The following is a 22,593-nucleotide window of genomic DNA, read 5'->3' as shown; positions in this document are numbered from 1 at the left end:
GGTGTTTATTGTTTTATGCCGTTTTGTAGTGATTCAAAGGTACGTATCCAGGCATTTTTACTGATTTTATCAGGAACAACCCCTTCCATGCCTGTCCGGGTACTGACAACGCCGTCGAAGCCACCCCGGAAAATGATAATGTAAACCTCGCCTAACTTCGTTTTCGCCGGGAAATAATCGACCTTCCCGGTGAGATTATGCTGGCGCAGATAGGGTTCCACTTCCTGCAGTGTTTTCAGCTGAGTCAGCTGGGCAAAGTATTCCCGTTTAGGCTGTTGCATGATCCAGTCGGTATCACGCAGGCCCTGGTTATTCGCGGAAGCCGTTACAACAGGTGTGGATGGTGACGTGATCACAGGTGTAACGGGTTGGGGATTAAGCGCTGTCTGGCGGTTGATCTGAGCCAGTAATTCCGCACTTTTGCTGTGGCCCTGCTCTTCAGCCCGCCGGGCAAAGTAAGCAGCCCGTTCCGGATTTTTTGCTAACCGTTCACCTTTCCAGTACAGAATGGCCAGGTTATACAGGGCATAGGGGTTGTTCTGTTCTGCTGCCCGGTTATACCACAGCAGGCTGGCATTCAGGTCCGAGTCCTGTAACAGCACGCCAAGGGTCATCTGGGCGTTGCTGTCGCCATTGCTGGCGGCGCGGGTCAGCCATTCCTGCGCCAGTTCCGGATCACGTTCGGTGCCGGTGCCCTGCAGATACATAATGCCCAGGTTGTACTGGCTGGTGGCTTCACCGGCCCTGGCCGAGGCGGTGAAATACTCGAAAGCTTTCGGGTAGTTCTGTTCGGTGCCGATACCGGCGCTGTACATCAGCCCTAAGTTTCGCTGGGCTTTTGCATTGCCCAGTTCAGCAGAACGCTGGTAGGTCTTAATGGCCTGAGGCAGGTCTTTACTGATGCCGGTACCGGTCTGATAGGCAATGCCGAGGTTGTAAGCCGCCTCGGCATGATCCAGTTCAGTGGCCCGTTGCAGCCAGTAGATGGCTTTGGGGTAATCAACCGGCGGCGTATTGGTAACAATGCGCGCCATGATGAAGTTGGCTTCAGGAAAACCCTGGTTGGCCAGTGGCTCGCACTGTTGCCGGGCCTGTTCCAGCTGGCCGGCTTCAAAACTGCTTAAGCAGGCGTCGGTATCCGATCCGTGAGCTGCCAGACTGATACACAGACTGGCAAGTATGCAAATTCCGGTTGCTTTAGCAGTCATGCCTTCTCCTTCAGGTGCTTTTTATCCGTAAACCAGTGTCGGTAACCAGGTGGCCAGTGCCGGCCACTGTGCGATGGCGATCAGTGCCAGTAACTGAATCAGTATAAACGGGATAACACCCCGGTAAATCTGCATGGTCGTAATACTGGCCGGCGCTACGCCGCGCAAATAGAACAGGGCGAAGCCAAACGGCGGCGTCAGGAACGACGTTTGAAGGTTGATGGCGATCATGATGCCCAGCCAGATCGGATCGAGGCCCATCGACAGCAGTATTGGCGCGACAATCGGCACTACCACGAAGGTGATTTCAATGAAGTCCAGGAAGAAGCCCAGCAGGAAAATGACCAGCATAACCAGCAGTACTGCACCGAATACACCACCGGGCAGATCGGTCAGAAATTCCCGTACCAGATCATCACCGCCGTAGCCGCGGAATACCAGTGAGAAGATCGACGCGCCCACCAGAATAATGAATACCATGGAGCTGACCTGAGTCGTGGTCTGCATGACTTCTTTCAGAATGCCCAGAGTCAGACAGCGGCGCATCAGGGCCAGCAGAATGGCGCCCACTGCACCGACGGATGCTGCCTCAGTCGGTGTTGCCCAGCCCGCCAGAATTGAGCCCAGCACCAGCCCGACCAGTAAAACCGGCGGTAACAGTGCTGAACATACCCGGCGGAACATGTTATCCATAGCGGAACGTTCTTCTTTCGGAATGGCCGGTACGGTGTCTGGCTGGAAAATGGCTTTGCCCACCAGGTACAGGATATAGGCACCTACCAGCATCAGGCCGGGAATCAGTGCCCCCAGAAACAGGTCGCCGACGGTAACGGTTTCCGGTGAGAAAATGCCGCGGTCCAGCTGGGATTGCTGATAAGCGGATGAAATCACATCCCCCAGTAATACCAGCACGATGGATGGCGGTATGATCTGCCCCAGCGTACCGGATGCGCAGATGGTGCCGGTGGCAACACCCGGGTCATAGCCCCGGCGCAGCATGGTCGGCAGGGATAACAGACCCATGGTGACTACCGTTGCGCCGACAATGCCGGTACTGGCGGCCAGTAACATGCCTACCACCGTCACGGAAATGCCCAGGCCGCCCCGCAGCGGGCCGAACAGAGCCGCCATGGTATCCAGCAGTTCTTCGGCAATTTTGGAACGTTCCAGCATCACGCCCATGAAGACAAACAGGGGCACGGCAATGAGTACCGTGTTGTTCATAATGCCGAAAATACGGTTGGGTACGGCTTCAAGAAACTGTGGTTCAAAGGTGCCTGTCATGATGCCGATGGCAGCAAAGATCAGACCGGTACCCGCCAGAGAAAAGGCCACTGAATAACCCAGCAGCAGGACAATGATTGCCCCCAGAAATAACAGCAATGGCAGTAATTCAGTGATCATAACGGGTGCTCCAGATCATCATTTTTTAACAGGTGACCGTCGCCGGTCAGTACCAACAGATTCCGCATCAGTTCTGCCAGCCCCTGCAGGAGCATCAGTATGGGCATTACAACCAGACAGGTTTTGAGAATAAAGAGTGCTTCGATACCCCCGGCTTCCTGTGAACCTTCCAGATTTTTCCAGGAGAAGGCGACATAATCCCAGGAGATCCACAGAATAAACCCGGCAACCGGGAATAACAGAAACAGGGTACCGATGATGTTGATAATGGCTTTGCCGCGTTCCCCCAGCGGCCGGTAAAAAATATCTACCCGGACGTGGCCGTCATGTTTCAGGGTGTATCCGGCGGCGAGGAGGAAGACAAAACTGTGCATGTATATGACAGATTCCTGCAACTGAATGTTGCCGACTTCGAAGACATACCGCATGACAACGACAATGAAGGTGACAATCACCATTGCCAGTGTCAGCCAGGAAATTGTGCGGCCGATACATTCACTCAGACCGTCGAGACAGTTAATGGCTTTAACCATGACGTTACTATTCATAGGGGGCGCGTCTGTTAGAAAATTTACCGGTCAGTATAACAAGAAAAAACTGAATAATATTAAGCATCTTGGTTATTAAAACAGCAGTTTGGCGCTGGCGGGTAAATTTCCCTTTAAGGGGCGGGAAAAGTCACAGTTTTGCTGCTGAAAAGCTGCAAAATCTACCAATACCCGTACAATAGGGCACTTTAAACCAAAGAGAATTCTGCTATGTCACAGTGGATGCTGGAAAAAGAGATCAAGGCCCTGGAAGGGTGGCAACTGACGGCCTTTTCGGTTGCGCTGACTGAACGTATGTATCCGAATTTTGCACTGTTTTCCCGGTTGCTGGAATTCGGTGACCGGCATCAGGTACGGCAGATTCTCGACGGTGTCTGGAATCAGCTGGGGAACACCGGTGCAAAAATGAACTTTGAAGTTCAGCTGAGCAATATTGAAGACAATATGCCGGATCTGGATGAGTTTGATATGTACGGTGCATCGCCGGCGCTGGATGCCATGGTGGCACTGTTCTCCTGTGTCAGCTGTTTGCTGGACAACAGCCGTGCAGAAGCGGCAAATATCGGCAATCTGTCACTGGAATGTGTGGCAACTTTTGTGGAAGTGACTGCTGAAGCGCAATTGTCTGATGAAGAAGTGCTGCGGCTGATCAGCAATCACGACATGATGTTGCAGGAAGAAGCATTTCAGGAAGAGGTGGTGCGCCGCCTGAACAGTGTGAAACAGCCAAATGCTAAATTCCTGTCTGAACTGCGTGAACTGGCGTCTAACGAAGGTGTCAGTAATATCGGTGTGAGCGACGACTGATGCTGAAACTGGGGCTGGCGTTACTGATTTTACCCGGTGTGGTACTGATGGCACTGTTCTGGCAGGACCTGAGTGTCATGCGGGAGTGTCAGGCGCAAGGGCTGTCATTTGACCCTTATGCGCAGTCATGCAGTGAAACTGAGCAGGCATTTGTGCCGTTTGGGCAGCGTAACCCGGTGTTGGTGAATTCGGTCATGTTGCTGTCAGTGTTAGGGCTTGCTTGCTGTTTATATGGTCTTTATGTGCGGGCCCGTTAAGGGATTGTGCAACGGAAAGGATAGTTAATGGCTAAGAAAATCTGGCTGGGAATATTGCTGGTGAGCATAGCCGGACTGTTGTGGGCCTGGCTGGCCGGGCCACAGTGGCTGGAAGAATGGAACCGGGAAAGTCAGCAGGAGCAGCTGGCGTTTCAGCAAAAAGGCGCTGCTCTGGGAAGCAGTACTGATCAGCAGGGCTGTTTTGAAGCTGCGCTGGCATCTTTCGATCAGTGTCAGGATTCAGAATATAAGTGCACCGTGAATAACGGTATTTTGCTGAAAGCCTGCTGGCAGAAGAGCCTGCCAAGTGAAGGGTTCTGTGAAAACGTACCGGCGTTTGCTGAAGATCCCAGTGAAGATGATAAAGCCTGGATGAAAGACAGTTGTTTTGAAGCGGGTATTAACGGTTCCGGTTGTCGTCTGTTAATGCGTCAGAAGCAGCAGTTGTGCAGCAGTTAAACGGCTAAATAAATTTACTGAAACAAAAAAAACCGCGCCGGGCGCGGTTTTTTTATGCCTGATATTCAGGCGAAACTGAGAATCAGCTTCCCGCAGACATGGCCGGTCGCGCTCAGTTCGAAGGCTTCTTCCAACTGATCTGGCTGATAGCTGCCGTTGATTTGCAGACGCAGAATGTCATCGGCGTACAGCGCTACGATCTGTTCCAGCTGGGCGGCATCCGGCATAACCCGGATGGCTTCTACATGGCGGTTTTGGGCCTGGCCGGCCGCGATGACGATGTCTTTTGTGACGGATGGCAGGGTGACCAGCCGTCCGTCCGGCTTCAGACACTCCAGTGCTTCAATGCCGCTTTCACCGCCGACACAGTCAATGATCAGGTCGATGTCTTTGGCGTGTTCCGGTACCCGCTTATGCTGGTAATCGATGACCCGGTCAACGCCTAAGTCGCCGAGAAATTCATGGTTATGCATGGAGGCAGTACCCAGCACATGGGCACCGGCCCATTTCGCTATCTGTACGGCTAAATGGCCTACGCCCCCTGCAGCGCCGAGGATCAGTACACACTGGCCTGCTTTCAGCTGACCTTTATCAAACAGTGCCTGCCAGGCGGTCAGGCTGGCGGTGGCCAGACCACCGGCTTCTTCGAGTTCTACAATATCAGGTACCCGGGCAATCTGGTCGGCCGGTACGGCAATGTATTCGGCATAGCATCCGGCGGGTTCAGGGAAGCGGATCATACCGAAGACCCGGTCGTCTGCCTGCCACTGGGTGCCGTTGCCATTAACAATGGTGCCGGAGAATTCCCAGCCCGGCACGAAGGGTAAATCACCGATAAATGCGCTTGCGCCGCCGCCTGAGCAAGTTTTCCAGTCAATCGGATTGATCCCTGCTGCGGCTGTTTTTACCAGTACTTCACCGGGTTTGAGTTCAGGTACCGGTAAGGGCTGGTACTGTAATACTTCCGGACCGCCGAACTGATGAATAACAAATGCCTGCATAATGTGCTCCGTGGGCGTCTGAGTTGAATGAACAGGATAGTCCCATAAACTGCTCTGTAAACATATCGTTCCATAAACATACAGTTTAGACCAGTGACCGCTTCAGGGATTCCGTTGGTGAAAGGAGAGAACCAAGACGTTTGGTTAAGTTAGCCCCGCTCAGCCATCAGATATACTCGGGTGGGCGGAGAAATTTCCTCACTTAATTTCATCAAAACAGGAACGGCCGGGTGCCGTGGAGGTCTTAATGTATCTGGTAATTGCTGAACAGATATTGATGCTGGCAGGTATCGTGGTATTTCTGGTGTCGCTTGGCATGTATGTGCTGCGCAGTGGCGATTTTAAGTCGATACTGGTGTTCTGGCAGGCGACAATCGAATTCAGTAAGCGGGAATTTATTATAAACCGGATCGGTTTATCTATGATGGTGGCGGCGGTCTTGGTACGCTTCTACAACTATTTCATGGCATGACCGATCCAATCAGAGGCAGATGAATGAAGGGCAATCCTTTCCGTGGCGCAGGTTATTTTCTGCGTGGTTTAAGTATGTTACCCGAAAAAGGTATCCGGCATTTTGTGCTGGTACCGTTACTGATCAACATTTTTCTGTTTGCAGGGGCCATCTGGCTGCTGTTCGATCAGATGAGTGTCTGGATTGATTATCTGCTTTCCAGCATGTTGCCCGACTGGGCATGGCTGGACTTTCTGCGTTATCTGCTCTGGCCACTGGTGGCCGGCTCTGTGCTGGTGATTGTGTATTTCAGTTTCAGCGTGGTGGCTAATATCATCGCTGCTCCATTTAACGGCATCTTGTCGGAGAAGGTTGAAATGCGGTTAAGAGGTGCAACCGTGACTGATACCGGCTGGAAGGAAATGGTTGCGATGGTGCCTCAGGCGGTCGGCCGGGAAATTTCCAAGCTGGTGTATTACCTGCCGCGCTTCCTGCTGATCTTTGTGATTGCGCTGATTCCGGTGGTTGGACTGGCTGCGCCGGTGCTTTGGTTCCTGTTCGGTTGCTGGATGATGGCCATTCAGTACTGTGATTACCCGATGGACAACAATAAGATCAGCTTTACCGATATGCGTATTGCGCTGAAACAGAAACGTCTGACATCCATGGGGTTTGGCGGGCTGGTTTCTGTCGGCATGATGATTCCGCTGGTGAATCTTCTGATCATGCCCGCTGCGGTCATTGGTGCGACGATTTACTGGGTGGAAGAGTATGCTGGTGAGTCAGTTGAGCTGAGTGGCAACATTTCCTCAGACGCAGGGCCGCGTCTGACCCGAGACTAATTTTTAAAGGTAATACCGATGGCAGTAAGCGTTGGTTGGGCAAGCCGTATTAAACAGGGCATCCGCCTCACAACTGTGGTGACATTAACAGCGCTGGCCGGGTGCAGTTTTGCGCCGAAAGAGGCTGGTATCGGCGAGGCAGTCAGCTGGAATTCGCTGGACGGCTGGCAACAGGATCAACAGGCGGATGTCTGGCCGGGGTTACTGGCTCAGTGCCAGAAGTTGCGTAAAAAGTCTGCGGACTGGCAGCGGATCTGTAGCGCCGCTGATCAGTTGGGGACGCCGGATCACCAACAGGCCCGGGCGTTTTTTGAAACCCATTTTCAGGTGTACCGGATCAATGGTACGGAAGGCCGTAAAGATGGCCTGATTACCGGGTATTACACACCGCTGTTACATGGCAGCCTGCAACGCTCAGAACGTTATTCATATCCTCTGTATCGCAAGCCGGCGGATATGCTGGGCATTCAGGTGCAAAGCTGCGCAGACCGCGCGGCCCGTTGCCGTGGGCGGGTGATCGGTGATCAGGTGATGCCGTATTACAGCCGGGCGGAGATCGACGGTCCGGATCAGCCCCTGGCGGGTCAGGAATTGCTGTGGGTGGATGACCCCAATGCGGCTTTCTTCCTGCATATTCAGGGGTCCGGGGTCGTGCAGCTGGATACCGGTGAACTGGTGGCTGTCGGGTATAAAGATCAGAATGGACACGCTTACAAGCCGATTGGCCGGGTACTGATTGAAACTGGTGAGATTGCTAAAGAGAATATCTCACTGGATTCTATTAACCGCTGGCTTGAGGCACACCCTGAGCGGGCTGACTGGCTGAAGAATCAGAATCCCAGCTATGTGTTCTTTTATCTGTCAGATACGGTTGAGAGTGGCCCGCGGGGTTCACTGAATGTGCCGCTGACCAACGAGCGCAGTGTCGCGGTTGACCGTAAGATCATCCCACTGGGGACGCCACTGTGGCTTAATACTACCCTGTTTGATGATTCTACCTATCAGCGTCTGGTGCTGGCGCAGGATACCGGCGGAGCGATTAAAGGCCCGGTGCGGGCGGATGTGTTTTTTGGCCGGGGTGAGCGGGCGAAACAGCTGGCGGGCCATATGAAGCAAAGCGGTGAGTTATTCGCGTTACTGCCTAAACCCCAGTAAGAGGTTCTGAGCATAAAAAAACCTGCCACTGGCAGGTTTTTTTATGCTTCTCAGGCTGGTATGTCAGTCGTCGTCCAGCTCATCCAGTTCTTCAACGGCCGGGTGTTTCACCTTGTTGATCAGTTCTTTAGGGAAGTGACAGCTGAAGGTACTGCCTTTGCCCAGGGTACTCTTGATGGCCAGTTTACCACCGTGACGGTTCAGAACGTGCTTAACGATGGCCAGCCCCAGTCCGGTGCCGCCGCTGTCTGAGGAGCGGCTTTCGTCTACCCGGTAAAAGCGTTCGGACAGCCGGTCGATGTGGATACTGTCGATGCCTGGCCCGTTGTCCTTGACGGCAAAGTGGGCGCCGTTTTTATCGACCCACCAGCGAATCGTTATCTTGCCTTCCGCCGGTGTGTAACGGACGGCGTTAAAGACCAGATTGGAAAATGCGCTGTAAATCTCTGATTCCTGCCCCAGCAGGCTGAAATCCGGGTCGACATCCAGTTTGATCTCATGATTCTTATCTTTGCCCAGGCTCCGGGCATCATCGGCTATCCGGGTAATCATTGACTGTACCGGTACCGGCAGCTCATCGGAGATATGCGGGCTGGCTTCCAGGCGTGACAGCAGTAGCAGACCGGACACCAGGTTTTCCATGCGTTTTGACTGCTTGGCCATCTGGTTCAGGCCACGGCGCAACGGTGCCGGTAAGTCCTGATCCAGATAGGTTTCCAGATAACCGCGAATTACGGTTAACGGGGTACGCAGCTCATGGGAGGCGTTGGCAACAAAATCCTGCCGGGTCTGTTCCAGCTGGTTAATCCGGGTAATGTCCCGGGCGACCAGTATCCGGTCACCGTAGCCAAACTTAGTGAGCTGGTATTCCAGTGCCACGAGGCTGTCCACCGGGGATGGCAGCTGTAGTGGTTCGTCGTAATTTTCTTTGCGGTAATAGCGGATAAAACGCGGGTCACGCAGCAGGTTCATCACGGAACGGCCACGGTCAGTCTGTACCTTTAAGCCCAGCAGACGGTCCGCAGAACGGTTCCACCATTCAAGGTTATTGTCCCGGTCGATGATAACAATGCCGTCTCCCAGCGCCGCTGAGGACTGCTGAAAGCGGGTAATGATGTTACGCAGAGACTGATTTCTGGACTGGTTGCGTTTCTGGTCCCGGGCCAGTTCGTCAAACAGTTCACCCCAGTGGCCTTTGCTTTCCGGTACGTCGGAACGGTCACCTTTGGTGAGCCATTCCTGCAGGCGGGTGAATTCCCGGACCTGCAGCACCGACCAGCCGAGCAGAAACACGGCCAGGGTCCAGCCGGGATAACCAATCACCAGCCCAACGACGATGCCGGCCAGTGCGGTTAAAGATAAACTGCCAGATATGGAATGGTTACTGTTGTACATTCTGTCGGATCCGGGTGATGTCTGATGGCAGCTTAGCGCGGAAACTTCGGCTTAAGCAACTTGCGATGAGAACCGGTAACCGGTGCCGCGAACTGTCTGAATCAGATATTCGTGGCGTGCGCCCAGCGCTTTACGTAACCGCCGGATATGAACGTCTACGGTACGTTCTTCAACGTATACGTTGCCGCCCCAGACCATGTCCAGTAACTGGCTGCGCGAGTAAGCACGGTCCTGATGGGTCATGAAAAACTGTAACAGGCGAAATTCCGTTGGCCCCAGTTCCAGTGGCTTCAGTTCGGCGCTGACCCGGTGAGAAACAGGGTCCAGTGTCAGGTCATCGACGGTAATCGGTTCTTCGATGCCTTTTGGTGTGGCACGGCGCAATACAGTTTTCAGCCGGGCAACCAGTTCACGGGGGGAGAATGGCTTGGTGATGTAATCATCAATGCCGGATTCCAGACCTTTGATTTTGTGGTCTTCATCACCTTTAGCGGTCAGCATAATGATCGGGATGTCGGCAGTCACTTCATCTTTACGCAGCCGGCGGGCAAACTCCACTCCGCTCATACCGGGCATCATCCAGTCCAGCAGTACCATGTCCGGCTTTTCGTCCAGAACAATGCTGTGGGCTGCCTGGGCAGATTCTGCTTCCATACATTCGTAACCGGCCATTTCTAATGCAACCGCAATCATTTCCCTGATTGGGGCTTCATCGTCGACGATCAGAATTCGTTTATTGGATGACATGCTCGATCACCTTTTTTAGACAATTCTTTAGACGAGCATATTAGATTATTAAACTGTTACAGAAATATGACAAATTATGCGTATGTTGCAGTAATTGTCAGGGGATCAGCCAATAATCCAGGGCGATTCCGATAAACAGCGCCATACCTGCGTAATTATTGTTCAGGAAGGCACGGAAGCAATCTTCGCGACGGCGATGACGGATCAGCCACTGCTGCCAGATGAAGCATCCTGTCATGACCAGCAGGCTGAGATAAAAGTACTTACCCATCTCCAGCTGATTACCCAGCAAAATGAAGGTAAAAATCGTCAGGGCCTGCAGAATACCGATAATCAGTTTGTCAGCATCGCCGAACAGAATCGCGGTGGATTTGATGCCGATTTTCAGGTCGTCATCCCGGTCAACCATGGCGTATTTGGTGTCGTAGGCGGTGGTCCAGAGAACCGTTGCGGTGTAAATCAGCCAGGCATAGGCCGGTACTGTTTCACTGGTCGCACTGAAGGCGAGCGGTACTGCCCAGGCAAAGGCCATGCCCAGTACGATTTGGGGCAGGTGGGTATAGCGCTTCATAAAGGGGTAGCAGGCAGCGAGAAAAGCACCGCCAAACGACAGCAGGACGGTTTGTGTATTGGTAAACAGCACCAGGATAAAGGCCAGACTGATCAGTACGAAAAACAATACCAGTGCTTCTTTGGCGGTGGCCCTTCCGGCCGGGATTGGCCGCAGGGCAGTCCTTTTCACGTGACCGTCAACCTTACGGTCAGCAAAGTCATTGATCACACAGCCTGCGGAACGCATCAGGAAGGTACCCAGGCAGAAAATAAACAGCAAATGAAACGTCGGTACGCCTTCAGCGGCGATCCACAGTGCCCAGAGTGCCGGCCACAGCAGCAGATAAGTACCGATGGGCTTTTCCATCCGCATCAGCTGTCCGTAAGCCTGAAGGCGGTCTTTGCTGAAAAATTGTTTGCTCATAAGGTTCAGTTCTGTGGTGTCTGATTTTTGGCATCCAGTAACGCGGGCAGAAAGACTTCTGATACCAGCAGGGGTTTTTCGCTCAGGTAAAACAGTGAACGGCGCGCCCATGCAGATCCGCCATCGCGGATTTTCAGACGGCTGATCTGTAGCGGCCCCCGTCGCATCGTCGGATCACGGAACAGGATGCTGCCCAGTGAGCGGCTGCCCACGAAGTTCAGTTCCCGTTGTTTGCCGGTGAGTGTTGTGGCCGGGATGACAGAGCGGGCGAATACCCAGGGCTGACCGTTGCCGATCAGCTGTACTTCCCGGATGACCGCTAACTGGCGGGGACGCATCCCCAGCGCCTTGGCTTCTGAGCGGGTGGGATGATGCCAACCCTGACGGATCACTTCGACCCGGAAGTCGCCCTGGCTGGCACTGATCAGCCGCTGGGTTAATGAACCCGGATCCAGCAGCCATTTACGCCAGCATAACGGAGCATCGGTGCTGGCAGGACGACGCAGGGTGTACCAGCGAACATCGAAGCTGTTGTCATTCAGGGCTGAAGGTATCGGCACGGCAAAATCTCAAAGGGGTTGTCCCACAGGCGTCAGGCGATCACGCACTTTTAAAACAGCCGCTATGGTATCACTTACCCCGGGGAATCATAGACTTGATCACTGAAACCCGAGTTTTTCGTTGCGCTGGCGCAGGATTTTAAGCCCCGGGGATTGGGCTTGTCAGCCCCTTTGGGTAACATGTGTGGCATGAATACAACGAATCTTAATACCTCGCCTGAAGAGGTACGCCAACTGACCGAAGACTGGGTTCGCAGTATGGTGGTGGGGCTGAACTTATGCCCGTTTGCTGCGCCTGTCCTGAAGGATCAGAGCCTGCGTTTTTTTGTCTCTGGTGCAAAGGATGAAAAAGCCCTGACAGCGGACTACCTGCAGGAGCTGGATAAGCTGATGCAGGCCGATGAAAAAGATATTTCCACGACGCTGCTGATAGCGCCTTATATGCTGGCAGATTTTTACGATTATCTGGACATGCTGACTGAGTTCGAAATCTTGCTGGAAAGGGCTGAGCTGGAAGGCGTGCTGCAACTGGCCAGTTTTCATCCGGGTTACCTGTTCGGCGGCGTACCGGCGGATGATATCAGCCACTGGACGAACCGGGCACCATACCCCACGTTTCATATTATCCGTGAGGCCCAAATGAGCCGGGCATTAGCCCATTTTAAGAATCCTGAAGAAATCCCGGAGCGGAATATTCAGCGGCTGGAAAAGCTGGGCCGTGAGGGGCTGATTAAACGTTTTCCGCCGTTTGCGGATTATGCGGACAACTAACGGGTAGCTGAACAGGGAAGAGACAAGCAATGCGGCCGGAGCTACGGGAAAAAATAATCGCCGTGTGTGATAAGAAAATCGCGGCGAAAGGGCCGGATGTGGGGCTGTCATTTTATGCCTTTTTTGCCAATAAAAATGATGACCCGGAAATGCTGATGGAAGCGGCGACCTGGTGGATCGAACAGCATCAGCTGGATCACTTTGAAAAGGCCCATAAGATCAGAGCAATGGTGCAGCAGCAATTGTAAATCAGCGGCGCTGATTAAAGATCATCACCTGATTACGGCCTGCGGATTTCGCTTTATACAGGGCCTGATCCGCTTGCTCGATGAGCGCCCGCGGTGAGCTGCCGTTGGCGGGAATCAGAGTGGATATTCCCAGGCTGGCGGTGACTTTGTCAGCCAGTTCTCCGGTATGGGGGATTTCCAGCCGGTTGATGTTATCGCGAATATTTTCTGCCAGTTTCTGTGCGCCGGCCAGATCGGTTTCCGGCAGCAGAATGCAAAACTCCTCACCGCCATACCGGCTGACAATATCCTGAACCCGCCGGGCGGAATCTTTAATGGCTTTGGCGACCTGACGCAGGCAGTTATCGCCGTTCAGGTGGCCGTAGTGGTCGTTGTAAGCTTTGAAGTAATCAATATCCAGCAGGATTAACGACAGGCTCTGCTTGGAACGCTGGCTGCGGCGCCATTCCATTTCCAGGGTGCGCTCGAACTCACGACGGTTGTAGACCTGAGTCAGGTTGTCGATGCTGGCGGCGCGGGCCAGCAGATCGTGGGAGCGTTTCAGCTGCAGCAGAATGCCGATACGGGCCTGAATGATCGCCGGGTTGCGGTGCTCAAGCAGGTAATCAGCGGTGCCTGCATCGTACAGTGAGGCTTCCAGGGTATCGTCTAGTTCCGGACCGATACAGGCCAGCGGAATTTGTTTTTCCCGCAGGAAGTGATTCAGCTCCAGACACCGCTCTGCGAGATTATTGTCTTTCACCGGCTGATGAATCAGGACCAGATCCGGGCACTGTTCCGGGGATACCAGTTGCTCTTTAAGTGCCGGCCAGGACTGGGGTAACAGCAGGTTGTAATTGTCCCGCAGCATGGAGAGCACATTCCAGAGTTTGTGGCAGGCATCTTCGCCGAACACAGCGATTGTCTGACGCTCCTTTTGACGGGATGTTGGCTGGTTCTCCGGGCTGTTGACGGTTTGGCCCTGAAAAAACTCAATGATATTCTTATAGTTTTGCAGCCCGACCATCCGCCGGCCGTCACTGCTTTGTATGGCCGGGGTGCGCATACCAAAATTGCCGGATTCCCACTGTGTTTGCCAGTCCTGAAGGATCGCCTCACAGGCTTCGTCAGCTTCTATTTCGGTGGTCAGATCACAGCTTTCCAGTGCGTTGAAGATAACCGGTGTGTCAGATATATCTTTACCTTCGATCCACAGATTACGGTACAGGGCCTGACGAAAACAGGAAATGCTGCCCGGGGCTGTTTTGCTCACTGCGATCACACAGAGGCTGGGGAAATAACTGTCGCTACGGTTGGGGGGCAGGGTGATGGATATGTCAGGGATGCGGTTACGGATATCAAAAATGTCGCTGGCAATTTCCGACATACTTTCCGTTGCGCTGGCATAGCTGCTGACATCAGCAGTATGTTCGACCAGGCGCCATTCCACCTTATTCAGCAAATTATGACTGCTGAGTAACTCATGTAATGCATAGCTGAAGGGGCAATTTAAGTCGCCGTAAACGATATAGTCAGCCATGGTAATTCCTGCCATTCAGATTGATAGATTGCCGTCCCTGGAATACCACTAAAGGTACTCAATAGTATTCTATATCGGCTGCGCGGCAGAAAATCCAGCTTTTTCACAGACTTAATGCTATCCGGTGACTCTGAATCATATTCTGAAAACGCCTTTTAAGGTGTCTGCAAGCCTATTTTTGTTTATCAATATAAACGTACTACAAGATGCGGAAGTATTGAGCTAGAATTAATTTTTGCACACAGACCCGGCGTGGGAATGCCGGAGAGCAGGATGTGAGTTGTACCTGACTGACAATTAAACAGGGGAAGGAAAAAGACTGTGCTGATCGAACGCAGAGGGAAGGCAACCGGTAAACAGAACCGGAGAGCGACAGATAAGAAAGGCATTGCCACCTGTGATATGCAGGGCGATCTTTGGGAGCTGGATGCATTATTTCTTGGCTATATGAAAGCCATGGTGCAGGGCTGGTGTGGCGGCTCGGTTCCGGAAGATGTTATGCAGGGTCTGAAAAATTACGGACACTATCAGGCAGAGGGCTATATTATGCGGGCTGAACCGAAGAATAATGGCCGTATCCTGTTACAGATTGAAAAAAGTTAAGTACCGGACAGATACAAAAAAGGCAGCCAGTGGCTGCCTTTTTTTGTGGCGGCTATTCCGCCTTAAGCATCATCCGACTCGTGCTGACGCACGGTCTTCTTGATATCGCTGAGGCTGCTGTGGCGTACGTCTGTACCGCTTACCAGATAAATCAGGTGCTCAGCCATGTTGCGGGTGTGATCACCGATCCGTTCCAGGCTTCGCAGTACCCAGATAACGTTCATGACGTTGGAAATGGAACGTGGGTCTTCCATCATGAAGGTGACCAGCGTACGCATCGCTGTGCGGTATTCCTGGTCTACAGACTTGTCTTTCTTCGCTACCTTATAGGCCATTTCAGCGTCGCTGCGGGCAAACGCGGTCAGGCAGTCCTGCAGCATCTGGCGGACCAGATTACCGATGTGGCGTACTTCCTGATAACCACGGCCTTTACCGTTATCTTCCGCCAGTTCGATGGCGTGACGGCAGATACGGCTTGCTTCGTCACCCATGCGTTCCAGGTCGCTGATGGTTTTGCTGATTGCGATGATCAGACGTAAGTCAGCGGCAGCCGGCTGGCGGCGGGCGATGATACGGGTGCACTGTTCATCAATCATCAGCTCCATATCGTTGATGATCTGGTCATTTTTACGGGCCTGTTCGGCCTGCTCTGCATCGCCTTCAATCAGGGCTTCAATGGCGTCGTTTACCTGACGCTCAACAATGCCACCCATGGTCAGCAGTTCGGTACGGACCTGTTCCAGTTCGTCGTTGAACTGCTGGGAAATATGCGTGCTGTGGTGATCCTGTTCGTATGTCATGGAAATTTCCTCGGTTATCCGTAACGACCGGTGATGTAGTCTTCAGTCTGTTTCTTTTCCGGATTGGTGAACAGGGTATCTGTGACACCAAACTCGATCAAATCGCCCATATACATGAACGCGGTGTAATCGGATACACGGGCAGCCTGCTGCATGTTGTGTGTCACGATAACAATGGTGAAGTCCTTTTTCAGTTCGTGGATCAGTTCTTCGATCTTCAGTGTGGAGATCGGATCCAGTGCCGATGCCGGCTCATCCAGCAGCAGAACTTCAGGTTTTACAGCGATGGTGCGGGCAATAACCAGACGCTGCTGCTGACCACCGGACATGCCCAGTGCGCTTTCGTGCAGACGGTCTTTTACTTCGTCCCACAGGGCGGCGGATTTCAGTGCCCATTCAACGGTCTCATCGATGACACGTTTCTTGGTAACACCCTGAATACGCAGGCCGTAAGCAACGTTTTCATAAATGCTTTTCGGGAACGGGTTTGGCTTCTGGAATACCATGCCCACCCGGCGACGCAGTTCTGCCACATCAACGGCACGCTCGTAGATGTTCTGGTTATCCAGAATGATCTCACCGTTGATCTGGCAGCTGTCTACCAGATCATTCATACGGTTGAAACAACGCAGCAGGGTTGATTTACCGCAACCGGACGGGCCGATGAAGGCAGTTACCCGGTTTTTAGGGATGGTCATGTTCACGCCGTGCAGGGCGCGTTTATCACCGTAGTACAGTTCCAGATCGTTGACTGTCAGGGCAACGGTTTCGTCTTCCAGACGCAGAGTCTGATTCTGACGCTGCATAGCCGAAATATCGATCGAGTGGGTTTTTACTTCAGTAGTCATAGTCAATATTCTCTGTTCGGCTTACATTTCAAGCGCTTTGTATTTTTCGCGTAGATGATTGCGGATCGCGATGGCTGACAGGTTCAGCAGGGCAATCACTGCAACCAGCAGCAGAGCAGTTGCGTATACCAGCGGACGGGCCGCTTCAACGTTCGGGCTTTGGAAACCTACATCATAGATGTGGAAGCCCAGGTGCATAAATTTCTGATCCAGGTGGATGTACGGGTAGTTACCGTCCAGCGGCAGGCTCGGTGCCAGTTTAACAACACCTACCAGCATCAGTGGTGCAACTTCACCGGCAGCACGGGCAATCGCCAGAATGACACCGGTCATCATTGCCGGGCTGGCCATTGGCAGTACTACACGCCACAGGGTTTCAAACTTGGTTGCGCCCAGTGCCAGGCTGCCTTCCCGGACCGCCCGCGGAATGCGGCTCAGGCCTTCTTCAGTGGCAACAATTACCACCGGTACTGTCAGCAGAGCCAGCGTCAGGGACGCCCACATCAGACCCGGGGTACCAAATGTCGGAGATGGCTTGGCTTCCGGGAAGAACAGGTCATCAATGTTGCCCCCCAGGAAGTATACGAAGAAGCCCAGACCGAATACACCGTATACGATGGACGGTACACCTGCCAGGTTGTTTACCGCGATGCGGATCAGGCGGGTCACAAAGCCCTGCTTGGCATATTCACGCAGGTAGACAGCAGCAACAACACCGAAAGGGGTTACCAGAATGGACATCAGGATAACCATCATCACGGTACCGAAGATCGCCGGGAAGATGCCGCCTTCGGTGTTTGCTTCACGGGGATCTTCGCTGACGAATTCCCACAGTTTGGCAAAGTAATGGCCGACTTTCTCAACAAATCCCATGTTGTTCGGGCGGAAGATCCGCACCACTTTTGACAGGGATACTTCAACTTGCTGGCCGTTTGCCACTTCAGCCACGTAGCTGTCGCGGTTGAACAGGGTGTACAGATCCAGCAGTTCCTGCTGCAGACCTTCGTACTCAGCGTTCAGCTCGTTGCGACGCTTTTCCAGTACATCGTATTGTGACTGGTCGGTAACGCCGTCCAGTTCCAGTGCGCGGCCTTTCAGACGCAGACGTTCCAGTTCGTAGTTAATGGCACCGATACGGTGTTTTTCGATCTGGTAGATGTCGTCCTGAATATCCAGCGCCCGTTCAACACGGTTTTCGAAGTCGTTCCACAGTGCTTCGTATTCAGGGGTTTTGTCGTAGCCGTCGTAGCTGCCGACAACTTCGCCGTTTTCTTTCAGGGCGCGCAGGTAACCGTAGAAGTTACCCCATTCGCGGCGTTCTGCAGCGAACAGCATTTCCGGGTATTCACGGTCTGACAGGTAGTAGTCGATTGACCAGGTGAAGTCAGCACGGTTGACGTCACGGTTACCGATCTTGATCAGGCTGCGAACCATGAATTCTTCGTCGCCTGGCAGGTCGTTACCGGCTTCACGTAACTGAATCGTCGGTACGTCTTCAGACTGAACCACTTCACCGATCATCTGGGTGGTTGAACCGTTAACGGTGCTGTTGGCCTGCATAATGTCGGCAGGCCAGAAGTGGCTCAGACCACGGACGGCGATCAGTGCCAGCAGACCCACAACCATGATGATGCTGATGGCCACTGCACCGGCATTTAACCATACCCATGGTGAGCCGGATTTTGTCCATTCACGAAAGGAGATGTTCATTTTTCTTCAAATCCTCAGTCACACTCGGGTTACAGTGAACCGTATTTTTTACGCAGGCTCTGGCGAACCAGCTCTGCAAGGGTGTTTACCACGAAGGTAAACAGGAAGAGTACAAAGGCTGCCAGGAACAGAATGCGGTAGTGGGAGCTGCCCACTTCGGATTCTGGCATTTCCACAGCGATGTTGGCTGCCAGGGTGCGCATACCTTCAAAGATGTTCATATCCATGATTGGTGTGTTACCGGTGGCCATCAGTACGATCATGGTCTCACCGACTGCACGGCCCATACCGATCATCACTGCCGAGAAGATACCCGGGCTGGCGGTTGGCAGTACTACACGGGTCAGGGTTTGCCATGGGGTCGCGCCCAGTGCCAGTGAGCCGTAGCTCAGGTGCTTAGGCACAGCAAAGATCGCGTCTTCAGTAATGGAGAAGATGGTCGGGATAACCGCAAAGCCCATCGCAATACCCACTACCAGAGCGTTACGCTGGTCGTAGCTAATGCCCAGGTCATCGGTGATCCAGGCGCGCATATCGCCGCCGAACAGAGCCCCTTCCACGCCACTGCTGATGGATAAACCAAACAGGGTGGTCAGGATAACGACAGGGATCAGTAACAGCGCATCCCAGCCATCCGGAATCATGAAGCGTATTTTCTGCGGCAGTTGTGCCCAGCAGAAACCGAAAGCAACGATCGCCAGCGGAACAATGATCAGACAGGTGAAGATACCCGGCAGGTTATCTTCCATAAACGGTGCCAGCCACAGACCGGCCAGGAAGCCCAGGATTACAGTCGGCAGTGCTTCCATCAGCTCGATGAACGGCTTCACCTTACGGCGCAGGGTCGGCACCATGAAGTAAGCGGTATAGATCGCGCCGCAAATCGCCAGCGGAGTGGCCAGCAACATGGCATAGAAGGCCGCTTTCAGGGTACCGAATGCCAGTGGCATCAGGCTGTACTTTGGCTCGAAGTCGTTGTTCGCTGCAGAGGATTGCCAGATGTACTTAGGTTCGTCGTAACCTTCGTACCAGACTTCTTCCCACAGGGCGCTCCAGGATACGTCCGGGTGCTCGTTTTCAATCTTATACAGGGTCAGAACCTTGTCCTGCTCGGTCAGCAGGGCATTTGCCCGCGGAGCAAAGGCAATCATGTCGATTGGCTTATCAGACAGTTTTTCACTCAGAGCGGTACGGTGTGCCGTAGAGTTGTAAATCCGCAGGGTGTTGTCGGTATCAACCGTGGCGAAGCCTTTACGGCGGTGTTCGGTGGTCAGATCAACCAGGGCAGCATCTGCGCCTTCGAACTCACGGATTTTGGTCAGTTGCCACAGGTTCTGTTCGTCGCGGACCAGGAACCACTGGGATACCATACCCAGGTCATTACCCAGCAGCAGTGCGTTACCGCCCAGCAGCAGATCAAAGGTAGTGATGTTGCCATCGGTGGCATCCAGCAACTGGCTGACAGCCGGGCCTTCGCCATTGCGCAGGTCCAGTACCGCAACCTTACCGTTATTACCGGCAATCAGAACCCAGCGACGGTCTGGCATCAGCAGTACTTTGGTTGCGTCGATGTTCAGTTCCGGCAGGTGCTGGTTGTCGATTTCGATCTCAACTTCATCACCGAACAGGCTTTCAGACAGGCTTAGCGCGGCTGCATTCAGGTAGTTCTTACCACCACCAACCAGCAGGAATTCGCTTTCTTCACCGTTAATGGCCAGTAAGTCCAGGGAGGTATCGGCAACGTCGATCGGTGCTTCGCCCAGTGGGTAGCTGACGGACGGTGTAATGACCCGTTCGCCATCCGGATATTCGGATTTGTATTCGTGCTTGAATACCAGTGCCTGACCGTTGCTCAGACCCAGCGCAAAAATGCGGCTGCTTTCTGAGGCCAGGGCAAAGCTGGTAACACTGGCGCCGGCCGGGATGTCGGCCTGAACTTGCTTCATTATGTCGCCGGTACGGCTGTTGAAGAAGTTCAGTTGTCCCTGATCGGTAACCCGCAGGCCGATTTCAGCCTGTTCTTCCATGGTCAGATAGAGAGTTTCGCCTTCACCGGGGGCGGGATAAGCTTCAATTACCTGTTCATTATCCTGCCACTGGTGAATTTTGGCAGAGTTGAACAATGGCTGTACTTCATACAGCAGGTAAAAGAAGATCAGCAGAATGGCAATGATTACACTGACGCCGCCAAAGCCAATAAGGCTGCTTGCCATCTTGTCTTTGAGCGCACGAAATTTACGGCTTCGCTTAGCGGAGGCCGTATTGAAATCAAGGTCTGGAATCGCAGAACTATTATCTGTAGTCATGGTTCTATCAGCACTATCGGAATTAATGGCGGCTAAGATATACCAGCTCTATTACAGTAATGTTACAGAGCTGTCATAAAACTGTTACATATAAGGTCCAGCGAAAAAATTTCACTTTGCTGGCATATTTTCCGGCGGTTCAGGGACAAAAAAAGGAGTCCTGAGACTCCTTTTTTATGTGCTGACCCTGAGGTCTTAAGTAGGCTGCAATCAGTTCAGCTGCAGGCTCTTCATTTGCTTTTCAACCATTTTGGCTGGCAGCGGGATGTAACCATCCTTCACAACAACTTCCTGACCTACGCGGGACATAACCATTTTCAGGAATTCACGCTCCATTGGAGGCAGTGCCTGACCAGGCTTCTTGTTCACGTATACGTACAGAGCACGGGCCAGAGGGTAAGTACCGTTCAGAGCGCTTTCAGGTGTTGCGTCTACGAATGGCTGACCGTCTTTCTTCGCCAGTGGCAGGGCACGTACAGAAGAAGTCTTGTAACCGATACCGGAGTAACCGATGCCGTTCAGAGAAGTAGATACAGACTGAACAACAGATGCAGAACCTGGCTGCTCGTTCACATTGTTGCGGAAGTCACCTTTACACAGTGCTTTCTTCTTGAAGTAACCGTAAGTACCGGATACTGAGTTACGGCCGAAGATCTGGAAACCCTGGCTGGCCAGAGTACCTTCTGCACCGGCATCACCCCAGTTGTTTACTTCGCTTGGCAGACCACACTTACGGGTTGCAGAGAAGATAGCGTCAACCTGTGGAATGGTCAGGCCGGTAACGTTGTTGTCTTTGTGTACGTAAACTGCCAGCGCGTCGATAGCTACAGCAACCGGAGTTGGCTTGTAACCGAATTTCTTTTCGAATGCTTCCAGTTCTTTGTCCTTCATCTTACGGCTCATAGGACCGATGTTAGATGTACCTTCGGTCAGTGCCGGTGGTGCAGTAGAAGAACCTGCAGCCTGAATCTGCACGTTTACGTTCGGGTAGCTACGCTTGAATTCTTCAGCCCACAGGGTCATCAGGTTCGCCAGAGTGTCAGAACCAACACTGGACAGGTTACCGGAAACACCGGCTGCCTTTTGGTAAACAGGCAGGTTTGGATCAAGCAGGTCGCTGGCACTTGCAGTCATGCAGGTGGCGGTCATAGCAACAGCAGCAAAAAGCTTTTTCATCGGTTTCATAACTAGCTCCGTAAAGAGTGAGAGTCTTATTCGTTTAAGCCAGAGTGGCTGATTTATATTTCGATGATGCGAACTATAGAGCGGCTGTGTGACACTAATATGACAGAAAGTAATCTTTTTTTTCCGGTTATAAGCTGTATGAAAAATGCTCAGTATCTAGCAAGCTGGCTCACAGGGTATATGCTTAATAGTAAGAATGTTTGGTATCAGCGTCCCGGATTGTCGCGTTTTCTCCGCCGGGGATAATTATTCGCCCGGGTGACTGGACGCGGCAGGCTTGGTTGGTAGAATAGCGACCAAAATAACATCAATTTTTGAGTGCGGATTTAGTTCATGATTACAGCAGAAGACCAGGTGCTTAAGCCTGAAGGCGAATTAAGCCTTCGCTGTCCGGCAGATGCCACTGCAACCAACATGTTTGGTGATATCTATGGCGGATGGGTTGCTTCTAAAGCCGTTCTGGCATCAGAGATTCGTGCCGCTGAGGTGGCTGAAGGACGTATGGCGACGGTTTCCATTGGTGCGATGTCTTTTATGGCGCCGGTATTACAGGGAACAGTTCTGGGGTTCTACACTCAGGTACTTGAGCAGGGTACCAGTTCGCTGCGCATTAAAGTGGAAGTGTGGGGCGTGTCTCCGGATACCCGTGAAATGCGTAAGGTCAGCGAAACTGAGTGCGTTCAGGTGGCAATTGACGGTCACGGCCATATCCGGGCACTGGATTTCGGTCGCTGAGCAGATGATTTCAAATAAAAAAGGGCTTCATTAGAAGCCCTTTTTTAATGCCTGCAGA

24 protein-coding genes are annotated in these 22,593 nt (G+C 52.8%); 10 read left to right on the top strand and 14 right to left on the bottom strand.

The features are described from left to right. Nucleotides 1–5: 5 nt before the first annotated feature. From JYB63_RS06830 to JYB63_RS06820, 3 genes are read right to left on the bottom strand one after another with little or no spacing between them, the layout of a single operon-like run. Entirely contained in the window at nucleotides 6–1,208 is a 1,203-nt protein-coding gene (locus JYB63_RS06830) for an SEL1-like repeat protein (RefSeq protein ID WP_205657099.1), read from the bottom strand. Between the two features lie 21 nt (nucleotides 1,209–1,229). After that, complete coding sequence (locus JYB63_RS06825) at nucleotides 1,230–2,609, bottom strand: TRAP transporter large permease subunit (protein WP_205657726.1); 1,380 nt, start codon at nucleotides 2,607–2,609, stop codon at nucleotides 1,230–1,232. After that, a complete protein-coding gene (locus tag JYB63_RS06820; RefSeq protein ID WP_243431870.1) occupies nucleotides 2,609–3,160 on the bottom strand; it encodes a TRAP transporter small permease subunit in 552 nt (183 codons plus the stop codon). Before JYB63_RS06820 ends, JYB63_RS06825 begins: the two co-directional genes overlap by 1 nt. Before the next feature lie 210 nt (nucleotides 3,161–3,370). On the opposite strand from JYB63_RS06820, the gene JYB63_RS06815 reads away from it, so the two are divergent. From JYB63_RS06815 to JYB63_RS06805, 3 genes are read left to right on the top strand one after another with little or no spacing between them, the layout of a single operon-like run. Next, the gene (locus JYB63_RS06815; protein WP_205657098.1) at nucleotides 3,371–3,967 is read left to right on the top strand and encodes a YjaG family protein; all 597 of its coding nucleotides are present in this window, start codon (nucleotides 3,371–3,373) and stop codon (nucleotides 3,965–3,967) included. After that, nucleotides 3,967–4,224 (top strand): hypothetical protein, encoded by a 258-nt coding sequence (locus JYB63_RS06810; RefSeq protein WP_205657097.1) that lies wholly within the window; start codon nucleotides 3,967–3,969, stop codon nucleotides 4,222–4,224. Before JYB63_RS06815 ends, JYB63_RS06810 begins: the two co-directional genes overlap by 1 nt. A gap of 27 nt (nucleotides 4,225–4,251) precedes the next feature. Then, entirely contained in the window at nucleotides 4,252–4,683 is a 432-nt protein-coding gene (locus JYB63_RS06805; RefSeq protein WP_205657096.1) for a hypothetical protein, read from the top strand. Nucleotides 4,684–4,748: 65 nt separating this feature from the next. Here JYB63_RS06805 and JYB63_RS06800 read toward each other — a convergent pair whose 3' ends face one another. Beyond that, the gene (locus JYB63_RS06800) at nucleotides 4,749–5,684 is read right to left on the bottom strand and encodes an NADP-dependent oxidoreductase (protein WP_205657095.1); all 936 of its coding nucleotides are present in this window, start codon (nucleotides 5,682–5,684) and stop codon (nucleotides 4,749–4,751) included. Between the two features lie 247 nt (nucleotides 5,685–5,931). Here JYB63_RS06800 and JYB63_RS06795 point away from each other — a divergent pair, with 247 nt between their 5' ends. Genes JYB63_RS06795 through mltA form a run of 3 tightly spaced genes read left to right on the top strand, consistent with a single transcriptional unit; the run spans nucleotide 5,932 to nucleotide 8,132 of the window. Further along, entirely contained in the window at nucleotides 5,932–6,156 is a 225-nt protein-coding gene (locus JYB63_RS06795; protein ID WP_205657094.1) for a hypothetical protein, read from the top strand. Nucleotides 6,157–6,179: 23 nt separating this feature from the next. Next, on the top strand, nucleotides 6,180–6,977 hold the full coding sequence (cysZ, locus tag JYB63_RS06790; RefSeq protein WP_205657093.1) for a sulfate transporter CysZ: 798 nt from the start codon (nucleotides 6,180–6,182) through the stop codon (nucleotides 6,975–6,977). A gap of 18 nt (nucleotides 6,978–6,995) precedes the next feature. Next, complete coding sequence (gene mltA / locus JYB63_RS06785) at nucleotides 6,996–8,132, top strand: murein transglycosylase A (RefSeq protein ID WP_205657092.1); 1,137 nt, start codon at nucleotides 6,996–6,998, stop codon at nucleotides 8,130–8,132. A gap of 63 nt (nucleotides 8,133–8,195) precedes the next feature. On the opposite strand, the gene phoR is transcribed toward mltA, so the two are convergent. The 4 genes from phoR to JYB63_RS06765 all read right to left on the bottom strand — a co-directional run bounded on the left by phoR (nucleotide 8,196) and on the right by JYB63_RS06765 (nucleotide 11,810). Next, nucleotides 8,196–9,527 carry a phosphate regulon sensor histidine kinase PhoR gene (gene phoR, locus JYB63_RS06780; protein WP_205657091.1) on the bottom strand — a complete coding sequence of 444 codons (1,332 nt, stop codon included), beginning with the start codon at nucleotides 9,525–9,527 and terminating at the stop codon, nucleotides 8,196–8,198. Nucleotides 9,528–9,578: 51 nt separating this feature from the next. After that, nucleotides 9,579–10,274, bottom strand: coding sequence for a phosphate regulon transcriptional regulator PhoB (phoB, locus tag JYB63_RS06775; RefSeq protein ID WP_205657090.1), 696 nt, complete (start codon nucleotides 10,272–10,274; stop codon nucleotides 9,579–9,581). Nucleotides 10,275–10,371: 97 nt separating this feature from the next. Beyond that, nucleotides 10,372–11,250, bottom strand: coding sequence for a 4-hydroxybenzoate octaprenyltransferase (gene ubiA, locus JYB63_RS06770; RefSeq protein ID WP_205657089.1), 879 nt, complete (start codon nucleotides 11,248–11,250; stop codon nucleotides 10,372–10,374). 5 nt (nucleotides 11,251–11,255) lie between these two features. Continuing rightward, nucleotides 11,256–11,810 (bottom strand): chorismate--pyruvate lyase family protein, encoded by a 555-nt coding sequence (locus tag JYB63_RS06765; protein WP_205657088.1) that lies wholly within the window; start codon nucleotides 11,808–11,810, stop codon nucleotides 11,256–11,258. A gap of 189 nt (nucleotides 11,811–11,999) precedes the next feature. Here JYB63_RS06765 and JYB63_RS06760 point away from each other — a divergent pair, with 189 nt between their 5' ends. Then, nucleotides 12,000–12,581, top strand: coding sequence for a DUF1415 domain-containing protein (locus JYB63_RS06760; RefSeq protein WP_205657087.1), 582 nt, complete (start codon nucleotides 12,000–12,002; stop codon nucleotides 12,579–12,581). A gap of 29 nt (nucleotides 12,582–12,610) precedes the next feature. After that, complete coding sequence (locus tag JYB63_RS06755; RefSeq protein WP_205657086.1) at nucleotides 12,611–12,829, top strand: DUF6500 family protein; 219 nt, start codon at nucleotides 12,611–12,613, stop codon at nucleotides 12,827–12,829. Nucleotide 12,830: 1 nt separating this feature from the next. On the opposite strand, the gene JYB63_RS06750 is transcribed toward JYB63_RS06755, so the two are convergent. Further along, nucleotides 12,831–14,348 (bottom strand): diguanylate cyclase, encoded by a 1,518-nt coding sequence (locus JYB63_RS06750; protein ID WP_205657085.1) that lies wholly within the window; start codon nucleotides 14,346–14,348, stop codon nucleotides 12,831–12,833. 321 nt (nucleotides 14,349–14,669) lie between these two features. On the opposite strand from JYB63_RS06750, the gene JYB63_RS06745 reads away from it, so the two are divergent. After that, nucleotides 14,670–14,951 (top strand): hypothetical protein, encoded by a 282-nt coding sequence (locus JYB63_RS06745; protein ID WP_205657084.1) that lies wholly within the window; start codon nucleotides 14,670–14,672, stop codon nucleotides 14,949–14,951. A 62-nt stretch (nucleotides 14,952–15,013) separates the two neighbouring features. Here JYB63_RS06745 and phoU read toward each other — a convergent pair whose 3' ends face one another. From phoU to JYB63_RS06720, 5 genes are all read right to left on the bottom strand, one after another. Beyond that, nucleotides 15,014–15,751 (bottom strand): phosphate signaling complex protein PhoU, encoded by a 738-nt coding sequence (gene phoU, locus JYB63_RS06740; protein WP_205657083.1) that lies wholly within the window; start codon nucleotides 15,749–15,751, stop codon nucleotides 15,014–15,016. A 14-nt stretch (nucleotides 15,752–15,765) separates the two neighbouring features. After that, entirely contained in the window at nucleotides 15,766–16,599 is an 834-nt protein-coding gene (pstB, locus tag JYB63_RS06735) for a phosphate ABC transporter ATP-binding protein PstB (RefSeq protein ID WP_205657082.1), read from the bottom strand. A gap of 21 nt (nucleotides 16,600–16,620) precedes the next feature. Beyond that, nucleotides 16,621–18,309, bottom strand: a complete 1,689-nt coding sequence (gene pstA / locus JYB63_RS06730; protein ID WP_205657081.1) for a phosphate ABC transporter permease PstA — start codon at nucleotides 18,307–18,309, stop codon at nucleotides 16,621–16,623. Between the two features lie 29 nt (nucleotides 18,310–18,338). Continuing rightward, entirely contained in the window at nucleotides 18,339–20,615 is a 2,277-nt protein-coding gene (locus JYB63_RS06725) for an ABC transporter permease subunit (RefSeq protein WP_205657080.1), read from the bottom strand. A gap of 210 nt (nucleotides 20,616–20,825) precedes the next feature. After that, a complete protein-coding gene (locus JYB63_RS06720; protein ID WP_205657079.1) occupies nucleotides 20,826–21,800 on the bottom strand; it encodes a PstS family phosphate ABC transporter substrate-binding protein in 975 nt (324 codons plus the stop codon). Between the two features lie 333 nt (nucleotides 21,801–22,133). On the opposite strand from JYB63_RS06720, the gene JYB63_RS06715 reads away from it, so the two are divergent. Next, nucleotides 22,134–22,535 (top strand): acyl-CoA thioesterase, encoded by a 402-nt coding sequence (locus JYB63_RS06715; RefSeq protein WP_205657078.1) that lies wholly within the window; start codon nucleotides 22,134–22,136, stop codon nucleotides 22,533–22,535. Nucleotides 22,536–22,593: the final 58 nt, after the last annotated feature.

The sequence above is a fragment of the Aliamphritea spongicola genome (genome assembly GCF_017051665.1).
GTDB lineage: Bacteria > Pseudomonadota > Gammaproteobacteria > Pseudomonadales > Balneatricaceae > Amphritea > Amphritea spongicola.
Note: the sequence above shows the minus strand (reverse complement) of the source record. Positions and strands in the feature narration are given on the sequence as shown.

What these genes read in the sequence shown, in the direction of transcription:
- JYB63_RS06830 (WP_205657099.1), bottom strand. Translation starts at nt 1,208, where the DNA reads ATGACTGCTAAAGCAACCGGAATTTGCATACTTGCCAGTCTGTGTATC.
- JYB63_RS06820 (WP_243431870.1), bottom strand. Translation starts at nt 3,160, where the DNA reads ATGAATAGTAACGTCATGGTTAAAGCCATTAACTGTCTCGACGGTCTG.
- JYB63_RS06815 (WP_205657098.1), top strand. Translation starts at nt 3,371, where the DNA reads ATGTCACAGTGGATGCTGGAAAAAGAGATCAAGGCCCTGGAAGGGTGG.
- JYB63_RS06810 (WP_205657097.1), top strand. Translation starts at nt 3,967, where the DNA reads ATGCTGAAACTGGGGCTGGCGTTACTGATTTTACCCGGTGTGGTACTG.
- JYB63_RS06805 (WP_205657096.1), top strand. Translation starts at nt 4,252, where the DNA reads ATGGCTAAGAAAATCTGGCTGGGAATATTGCTGGTGAGCATAGCCGGA.
- JYB63_RS06800 (WP_205657095.1), bottom strand. Translation starts at nt 5,684, where the DNA reads ATGCAGGCATTTGTTATTCATCAGTTCGGCGGTCCGGAAGTATTACAG.
- JYB63_RS06795 (WP_205657094.1), top strand. Translation starts at nt 5,932, where the DNA reads ATGTATCTGGTAATTGCTGAACAGATATTGATGCTGGCAGGTATCGTG.
- cysZ (WP_205657093.1), top strand. Translation starts at nt 6,180, where the DNA reads ATGAAGGGCAATCCTTTCCGTGGCGCAGGTTATTTTCTGCGTGGTTTA.
- mltA (WP_205657092.1), top strand. Translation starts at nt 6,996, where the DNA reads ATGGCAGTAAGCGTTGGTTGGGCAAGCCGTATTAAACAGGGCATCCGC.
- phoR (WP_205657091.1), bottom strand. Translation starts at nt 9,527, where the DNA reads ATGTACAACAGTAACCATTCCATATCTGGCAGTTTATCTTTAACCGCA.
- phoB (WP_205657090.1), bottom strand. Translation starts at nt 10,274, where the DNA reads ATGTCATCCAATAAACGAATTCTGATCGTCGACGATGAAGCCCCAATC.
- ubiA (WP_205657089.1), bottom strand. Translation starts at nt 11,250, where the DNA reads ATGAGCAAACAATTTTTCAGCAAAGACCGCCTTCAGGCTTACGGACAG.
- JYB63_RS06760 (WP_205657087.1), top strand. Translation starts at nt 12,000, where the DNA reads ATGAATACAACGAATCTTAATACCTCGCCTGAAGAGGTACGCCAACTG.
- JYB63_RS06755 (WP_205657086.1), top strand. Translation starts at nt 12,611, where the DNA reads ATGCGGCCGGAGCTACGGGAAAAAATAATCGCCGTGTGTGATAAGAAA.
- JYB63_RS06750 (WP_205657085.1), bottom strand. Translation starts at nt 14,348, where the DNA reads ATGGCTGACTATATCGTTTACGGCGACTTAAATTGCCCCTTCAGCTAT.
- phoU (WP_205657083.1), bottom strand. Translation starts at nt 15,751, where the DNA reads ATGACATACGAACAGGATCACCACAGCACGCATATTTCCCAGCAGTTC.
- pstB (WP_205657082.1), bottom strand. Translation starts at nt 16,599, where the DNA reads ATGACTACTGAAGTAAAAACCCACTCGATCGATATTTCGGCTATGCAG.
- pstA (WP_205657081.1), bottom strand. Translation starts at nt 18,309, where the DNA reads ATGAACATCTCCTTTCGTGAATGGACAAAATCCGGCTCACCATGGGTA.
- JYB63_RS06725 (WP_205657080.1), bottom strand. Translation starts at nt 20,615, where the DNA reads ATGACTACAGATAATAGTTCTGCGATTCCAGACCTTGATTTCAATACG.
- JYB63_RS06720 (WP_205657079.1), bottom strand. Translation starts at nt 21,800, where the DNA reads ATGAAACCGATGAAAAAGCTTTTTGCTGCTGTTGCTATGACCGCCACC.
- JYB63_RS06715 (WP_205657078.1), top strand. Translation starts at nt 22,134, where the DNA reads ATGATTACAGCAGAAGACCAGGTGCTTAAGCCTGAAGGCGAATTAAGC.